Consider the following 7,661-nt stretch of genomic DNA (forward strand, 5'->3'; position numbering starts at 1 on the left):
AGTCCTTACGGTTCTAGACCAGCGTCAAGGGCCACGAGCTCACGCCGCTGGGCACGCCGTTCACGCTGTGCGTCCGGGTCCGATACTGGCGCCGCGAGGAACAACCGCTGCGTGTAGGGATGTGCCGGTCGTGCCGTGACCTGATCTCCGTCGCCGACCTCGACGATCTCGCCGCGATACATCACCGCAACTCGATGGCTGATGTGCCTTACAACAGAAAGGTCGTGCGATACGAAGAGATAGGCAACGCCGGTGCGTTCCTGGATCTCGATAAACAGATCGAGCACACGCGCCTGGGTCGACAGGTCCAGGGCCGACACCGGTTCGTCGCAGACGATGACGCGTGGGTTGAGCGCTAGGGCTCTGGCGATTGCGATCCGCTGTCGCTGGCCTCCGGAGAACTCTCGAGGCAGCCTCGAGCGTGCGCTGCTAGGAAGCCCGACGCGATCGAGCAGATCCGCGATCTTCTCCCGGGCCACCCGCTTCGGCATCCCGGTAGCCGTCAGTGGCTCGGACAGGATGCTCTCGATTGTCATTGACGGGCTGAGCGAGGAATATGGATCCTGGAAGACGGCCTGGATCTCGCGGCCGAGCAAGCGTCGGTCCCGACGGCGCAGATCCGTGATCTCCCTCCCGTCGTAAGTGATGCTTCCGCCTGTCACCGGTGCGAGCCCGAGTATTGCGCGGCCGAGCGTGGTCTTACCCGAGCCGGATTCACCGACAAGGCCGAGGGTCTCGCCAGAACGGAGCTCTATGGACACGCCGCGCAGCGCCAGCAACGACGCTGCGCGGAAGCCCTTGCCGCGATAGGAAACCACTACGTCGCGGGCTTCAAGGATCGAACTCATACTTCGCCGCCTTGGGCATCTTTCCGGGCTGAGCGCGGTGGGGTGTCTTCCAGGAGGGCTTCCAGCAGCGATTTCGTGTACGGCTGCCGTGCGGCCGTCAGTACCTCGCGTACAGGTCCAGACTCAACGAACACACCGTGCCGCATGACCGTGACACGATTACAGAGGTCGGCAACGACGCCAACATTGTGCGTGACGAGGAGCATCGTCAGGTTACGTTCCTCCTGCAGGTCACGCAGGAGATCCAGCACTTCGGCCTGAACGGTGACATCGAGCGCGGTGGTGGGCTCATCTGCGATAAGAACGTCCGGATCCATGGAAACCGCGCCAGCTATGAGAATTCGCTGCGCCATGCCGCCCGACAGCTCGAAGGGATAGCTGTCAAAGGTCCGTACCGGGTTGGGAATACCGACGCGCTCCAGCAATCCGAGCGCGCGGTCCCTAGCCTCGCGTCTTCCTATGCCCATCCGGAGCCTGAGCGGGTGCACGAGCTGGCTACCCACGGTGAAGGAAGGGTCCAGATTACTCATCGGCTCCTGTGGGATGTAGCCGATCCGCTGGCCGCGAATGCTAGAAAGCGTTCGGTCGTCCGCCCCCTCCAGTTGCACGTCGTCAAAAATTATCTCACCGGAGGTGACGCGCCCGCCACGAGGCAGTAGACCAATGATCGATAGCGCGGTTTGAGTCTTACCGGAACCGGACTCGCCAATCAGTCCGTGGATCTCTCCCTTACGTAGCTCGAGCGAGACACCGTGCACCACTTCGATCTCGGATCCGTCGGGCCGGCTGTAAGCGACCCTGAGGTCGCTCATTCTAAGGACTGCGCTCGCATCCTGAGGTTCTGGCTCCTCGTGAATGACGAGTGCACTGTTCTCGGCCTTCTCATCGAGAGCTGAGTCGAGGTCGTCGGCACTGGCTGGAATCGGTGTCTCCGCAGCTGTGACGGCCTGTTTGGTGACCGCCATAGTGCGGCGCTTGTTGCGGCGTGGAGACGCCGTGCGCTCGAGCTCATCCCGAAGTCCGTTACCGAGCAGGACGAATGTGATGCCCGTGATCCCCAGCGCGATCGCGGGGCCGACTACAAGCCATGGGGCGGTGTAGACCTGTTGGAAGCCCGCGGAGAGGAGCGATCCCCAGGTGGGCTTGTTCGGGTTTCCGAGCCCGAGAAACTCGAGACCCGCGAGCAATGCGACTGACATCCCGGCGACAAGCGCCGCCTGGACGATGATCGGCGCACGCACTGCCGACAGCACGTGACGGCCGATTATCCGGGCGTCGCTGAGCCCCGAGACGCGCGCAGCGTCGACGTAGAGCTCCACCCGTACAGCACGGACAGCTCCGTAGACAATCCGGAAGAACACCGGGGAGATGAAGAGCCCCAGCAGGAACATCATCGATAGCATCGAGGGCCCGAGGATCGCTCGGGCCGCGACGATCATCACCATGCCAGGCAACGCCATCAGCATGCCTACAACCCAGCACAGCACCGCATCGAGCCAGCCCCCGTAGTACCCGGCGACGAGGCCGGCACCGACACCGAAGACGACGGCAGTCACCAGAGTGAACAGGCCTGACCCGATCGTCAGCGGCGCTCCGGCGATGACCCGGGAGAGCGCGTCACGACCTTGGCCGTCGGTACCCAGCAGGTGCGCTGCACTCGGTGACGCGAGGATGTCATCAATCGACGTCAGCGACGGGTCGTAGGGAGTGATCCACTGCCCTAGCACGACGACGAGGCCTATGAGCGCGAGGAGCCCGATGGCCACCGCGCTCAGCGGGCGCCGAAGAAGCCGACGGAACAATACCGGCTGCGCATCCACTGAGGTGGGAGCGACGATCTCAGTCATCGGCGCGCTCTCGGGTTGAGCGCACCTTGCGCGAGGTCGATGAGCAGGTTGCCAACGACGACGACTACGGCGATGACCACCACCACACCCATTACCACCGGGACATCGGTGGACAGGGTTGCGTTGATAGCCAGCTGACCGATCCCGGGAAGCGCGAATATCTGTTCGACGAAGAYGGCGCCGGCAATTAATCCGATGAACTGCAGGCCGAGGATCGTAAGCGCGGGCCCGCTAGCATTTCTGAGCACGTGGCGATAAAGTACATGGTTCATCGGGAGTCCACGGCTACGCAGGGTCCGTACATAGTCCCGATCGATCGTGTCGAGAATCGAGCCCCGGATCTGCTGGGCGACGCCGGCGATGGCGCCGATCGCGAGCGCTATGACCGGCAGAATCACGGACGCGAGCCAGCCGCTGAAAGACTGGGTCATCGGTGTGTACCCGGTCGCGTGGAACCAGCCAAGACCCACCGCAAAGATTAGCACCAGCCAGAGCGCGATAAGGAAACCCGGGATCGCGAGCGCGACCACGCTGAGGATCTGGATCAGCGAGTCCACCCAACCCCCACGATAGGCCGCGAGCATACCTAAAAAAATCGCGATGATCGCTGTGAGCGCGACCGTTAGAACGACAAGGGACAAAGTGACAGGAAGACGGCTTTCGATGGCATCCGAAACGCGCTGACCATTCACCCACGAGCGGCCAAGATCACCCGTGACCGCAGACGAAACCCATTCCCAGAATTGCTCCCAGAGAGGCCGGTTCAGTCCCAGCTCCTCGGACTTCCGCGCCACCGTCTCAGGAGTTGCGGATTCACCGAGGAGGCGGCGAGCAATATCTCCACTGGAGCCGTAAAGCATCGCAAATGTGCCGAACGCGACGACAGCCACCAGCATGATGCCGGAGAGTGTCCGCCCGGTGATGTATCTAATCATAATGCCGTCCAAGTCCCTGTCGGCCAGGGCCGGCCCAGTACCGGCCCCGGCGGGATGGTACTACTTGGGCTGGATATCAAAGATCGAGGGATACGTCGTCATCGTCGGCGGGGTGACAGATACATCAGGACTTGAGCCGATAAGGGAAAAGCTGCCCTGAATCGGCGCGAACCACGCATGCTCCACGACATACTTGTTGATCTTGCGCCCCGCTTCTGCCTGAGTGGCCTCATCGCCGGCCTGCAGCTGCTGGATGAGTTCATCCAGCGCCGGATCCTTCGTCTTGAACGGATTGAAGGCGGCGTTCGGCGTGATCACCTGCTGGACGGTTCCCCAGTCAGTAGCGTCGCCCAGCGCGAAGTACACCGCCGAGAACTTCTTGGACAGGATGTCCGTGATCGAGTTCTGCAGCTGGCTCTCGCTCCACTCGACCTTGATGTCCGCCTCGCCGAGCATCTGCACAAGGATCGCATAGTTGTCCCGGTTACCGAAGTCCGGAAGGGTGATCGTGACACCGTCGGGGTATCCGGCCTCGCTCAGCAGCTTCTTCGCCTTTGCAGGGTCGTGGGGATAGGCCTTGTCCAGTTCGGCGTCGTAAGCACGGCCGGCCGTCGGAAAGATCTGCGTGGTAGGACTACCGACACCCGCATTGAGGGCCTTTATCAGCGCCGGACGGTCCAACGCATAGTTGATCGCCTGCCGGACCTTCTCCTTCCCAAGCGGCTCCGAGACCTCGCCGTTCCGATCGAAGAACATAAGTCCGGTAAAACCTCCGGAGTGGATCTCGTTGATTGTCCAACCGGCGCTTCTTGCGGGGCTGACCGCTTCCTTGGGAAGCTGCACGATGTCCGCCTCACCCGCAGTGACCGCGTTCGCGATACTGCCAACGTTCTGCAACGCCTTCACGGTCAGCTCGTCAAAATGCTGGACATCTGGGTTCCAGTAGTTAGGGTTCTTGGTGTAATGATACGTGGAACCGATTACTGTCCCCGACTTGTCCAGCACGTACGCACCGGATCCGACCGGGTCGGTCGCGAGGTCAGGATCTGCAAGCGCCTTGCCTGAAGCGGTCAGTCCGGCGTCCGATGCCAGGTAGAAGAGAAAGTTGGGCTCGGGCTGCGACAGTGTGATGACTACTGTCTTGTCATCAGCCGCCTCGACAGCCGCGACAACTGCCAGCCGGCCGGCGTTCTGCGCGGTTCCGGCCTTGAACCTCTCAAGATTCGCGACTACGACGTCCGCGGTGAGTACGCTCCCGTCCGTGAAGGTCACGTCATCGCGCAGCGTGAGGGTCAGTTTGGTTCGCTTGTCGTCGTAGGTCCATTTCGTCGCGAGCCACGGCTGCAGCTTTCCCGCCGAGTCCAAACGAAGCAGCGTGTCATATACCGCCTCGTAGTAGGCCGCCATCGGGCCCATCGAGGCTGCGGCAGGATCAAGCGAGCCCGGAGCGGCGACGGTGATCAGCGTCGCCGCTCCGCCACCTTTCGAGCCGGTCGCTTCTCCTGCCCCGGAGCAGCCGGTCACTGCGAGAGCGAGAACTGCCGCCGCGCCTACTATCGACTTCCATCTGAACATCGTGTCATTCCCCTTAACCCGAACCGTTCCGCGGGCCAGCACCTCATCTGGGCCCGGGGATTCAAGCGAGATCCATCCGACCAAATGCGCCTGTTGGAAAAATTCTTGAACGCCGAAGGTACAAACTTTCCTAGCGGTACCGGGCGAGGATTCATATGGGAACCTCGGCCGGATCAGAGGCCGGATGAGCCCGGGATAAGCCCTGGAACCATGAGGCCTCGCGATCCGTTTCACAGCTCTTGTTGTCGCTCTCGCCGTTGGTTTCTGGCGACTTGCAGCCTGGATGGAGCTGGGCGCTGGCGAAAGAGTCGGGTCAAGACTCAAACCGGAGTTCGATCGACGAAGCGGGCCTAGCTCTGACACCGTGCTCGCGCGGCACGGACCCGGTGCACCAGATACTCGGATGCAGAAGTATTGGCCCATTTTCTCCGGCGTCCACATTGATGGTTTGGAACGACCTGCGGCAACGAAGCCCGGTACACCGGCCGCCCCTTCACGGTCGATACAGGCGGACGTGGAGTGGTGCGGCAGCAGCCAGGAACTGTCCACCAGAAGTACAGACCGGGCCGCTCGACACAGGTGACCTTCTCTGCGACCACCGTGCCGCCGTTCCGGTTGAAATTTACCACTGGTCGAGGAGCAGTATTGATCTCCGCCTAGCTGCAGCCGCACCCGTTCACCTCCCATCTGATGGCAATCGCATATTTCAGTCAGATCAGCCGAATAGGTTGATTGTCGACGTAGGGTCGCCTACCGCCTTACTCGGCTCTCTATGATTACGTGGGCAGATAGGGGTTCAGATCAGCCGGTAGCTGCGGTAAGCGCCGCTTGATAGCCGTACCGGTATCCGTCCGCGTTGGGGTGCAGCGGAGCAGGGAGACTGAAAACGGGCAAGATCCACGGGTTGACCGAGCAGCGGGCGTGCCCGTTGAACTTCGCCTGGGCGTCGACGAACTGGAAGCCGGCCTGCGTCGCGCGCTGGGCGATGCTGCTGTTGAGCGCGTCGGTACCCTGGTTGATCACCACACGCTTCGGCTGGCTGAGAGCAGGGAACTCGAAGCATGTCCAGGTCGTCTCGAACAAATGCGGGTACCCGAGCACGTAGACCTGCGCGGTAGGAGCCGCCTGGCGGATCGCCGCGTAGGTGGTGTCGAGCTTGGCGTTGAGGGCCGGCAGGCTGGCCTGGAACTGCTGGACCGCCTGGGCACAGCCCTGGTCGGTGGCTAGTAGGCAGTTCGACACCAGTGATCCCAGCCCGACGTCGTTGCCACCGATCGTGATGGTGGCAACGTCGGTCTGCGCACTCAGCCCCGAAACCTGGTTGGCAAGCACGTCCTCAGTCACCGCCCCAGCGCAGGTGACGTCAGTGAAGGTCGTGATGCCGTGAGCGTTGGCCCACAGTGTCGGGTACCCCTGCGGGCTGCGGCCACAGTCAAGGCTTACCCCTGAGCCTCCGAGGCCGGAGGAGTAGGAGTCACCCATCGCCACGTACCGGGTGGCCGAGGAGTATGGAGGCGGCGCCGCGCCGGCGGGAGCGGCAACCACCGTGAGTGCGGACAGTAAGCAGAGAGGGGCCGCAAGTAGGGAGAGTAAGCGGAAGCGGCGTCGTTGCACGGTGTCTCCAGTGGAGGTCGTAGGCCCGTCGGAGGTGGTCAGGGTCGCGCGGCCGCAGCGACATGTGTTAACGCCGAGTGAAGCTATCCATGTCTTTACTTGGAGTCAAGGCTCTATCTTCGTAGACTCCTCAAGGTGTCCGCGTACTCAGTCAGCAGTCTCAGCGGTCGCCGATTCGACGAAGATGACCTCCTCGACGCGGCGCGTGCTGTCTTCCATGCAGAGGGTTACTCATCCGCGCAGGTTGCGGACATCGCACGGCGGGCCGGGACGACCAAGCCGACTCTCTACGCTCGGCTCGGTAACAAGGAGCAGATCTACCTGCACGTCGTCCGACGCGAAGCCACGATCTTCTGGGACTGGGTCGCTGACGCCTACGAGCAGGGCAGCAGCCTCCCCCTCACCGAACTGGCAGCAGTGGGCACCGATCCGCTCTTCCGTTTCGCGGCAGAGCGGGCCGAGGGCTTCGATCTGCTCTTCCGGGGCGACCGGACCGGCGATCGGCCGGCTACGCTACGGAAGGAGGTCGTCAACGGCGTGACCCAGCAACTCACCGCCCTCATCACGCGCCGACAAGAGACTTTCGGACCCAGCCTCGGAGCGAACGCTCACACACTTGCCGCTGCCTGTGTCGGCGTCACCCTCCAGGTCTGCGAGCACACCATCGACCACGGCGGCGACCTGAAGGCTGCCCAACATCTCGCAGCCCGCTTCATCGAGAACGCGTTCCGCAATCTGGATTTTGACGCGCTGACCACGTGATCCGGCCCCTCAACGGAGGCTCGGTGTTGCCGTGGCTCCTCGATGCCGGCCCAGAGCCTTTGAACGCCGGTCGCAGGCAC

General features: G+C 62.5%; 6 protein-coding genes. 1 reads left to right on the forward strand and 5 read right to left on the reverse strand.

Features of this window, described 5'->3' with window-relative positions; all coding sequences use genetic code 11:
* Positions 1-5: 5 nt before the first annotated feature.
* The 5 genes from CcI49_RS38190 to CcI49_RS38210 all read right to left on the reverse strand — a co-directional run bounded on the left by CcI49_RS38190 (position 6) and on the right by CcI49_RS38210 (position 6,687).
* Positions 6-848: an ATP-binding cassette domain-containing protein gene (locus CcI49_RS38190; RefSeq protein ID WP_076834559.1), complete on the reverse strand. Its 843-nt coding sequence runs from the start codon at positions 846-848 to the stop codon at positions 6-8.
* Positions 845-2,695: a dipeptide/oligopeptide/nickel ABC transporter permease/ATP-binding protein gene (locus CcI49_RS38195; RefSeq protein ID WP_076834560.1), complete on the reverse strand. Its 1,851-nt coding sequence runs from the start codon at positions 2,693-2,695 to the stop codon at positions 845-847. Before CcI49_RS38195 ends, CcI49_RS38190 begins: the two co-directional genes overlap by 4 nt.
* Positions 2,692-3,630, reverse strand: coding sequence for an ABC transporter permease (locus CcI49_RS38200; protein ID WP_076834561.1), 939 nt, complete (start codon positions 3,628-3,630; stop codon positions 2,692-2,694). Before CcI49_RS38200 ends, CcI49_RS38195 begins: the two co-directional genes overlap by 4 nt.
* A gap of 60 nt (positions 3,631-3,690) precedes the next feature.
* Positions 3,691-5,205 carry an ABC transporter substrate-binding protein gene (locus CcI49_RS38205; RefSeq protein ID WP_076834140.1) on the reverse strand — a complete coding sequence of 505 codons (1,515 nt, stop codon included), beginning with the start codon at positions 5,203-5,205 and terminating at the stop codon, positions 3,691-3,693.
* Between the two features lie 801 nt (positions 5,206-6,006).
* On the reverse strand, positions 6,007-6,687 hold the full coding sequence (locus CcI49_RS38210; protein ID WP_054571300.1) for an SGNH/GDSL hydrolase family protein: 681 nt from the start codon (positions 6,685-6,687) through the stop codon (positions 6,007-6,009).
* A gap of 267 nt (positions 6,688-6,954) precedes the next feature.
* On the opposite strand from CcI49_RS38210, the gene CcI49_RS38215 reads away from it, so the two are divergent.
* Positions 6,955-7,581 (forward strand): TetR/AcrR family transcriptional regulator, encoded by a 627-nt coding sequence (locus CcI49_RS38215; protein WP_054571299.1) that lies wholly within the window; start codon positions 6,955-6,957, stop codon positions 7,579-7,581.
* Positions 7,582-7,661 lie beyond the last annotated feature (80 nt).

The sequence above is a fragment of the Frankia sp. CcI49 genome (genome assembly GCF_001983215.1).
GTDB classification, from domain to species: domain Bacteria; phylum Actinomycetota; class Actinomycetes; order Frankiales; family Frankiaceae; genus Parafrankia; species Parafrankia irregularis.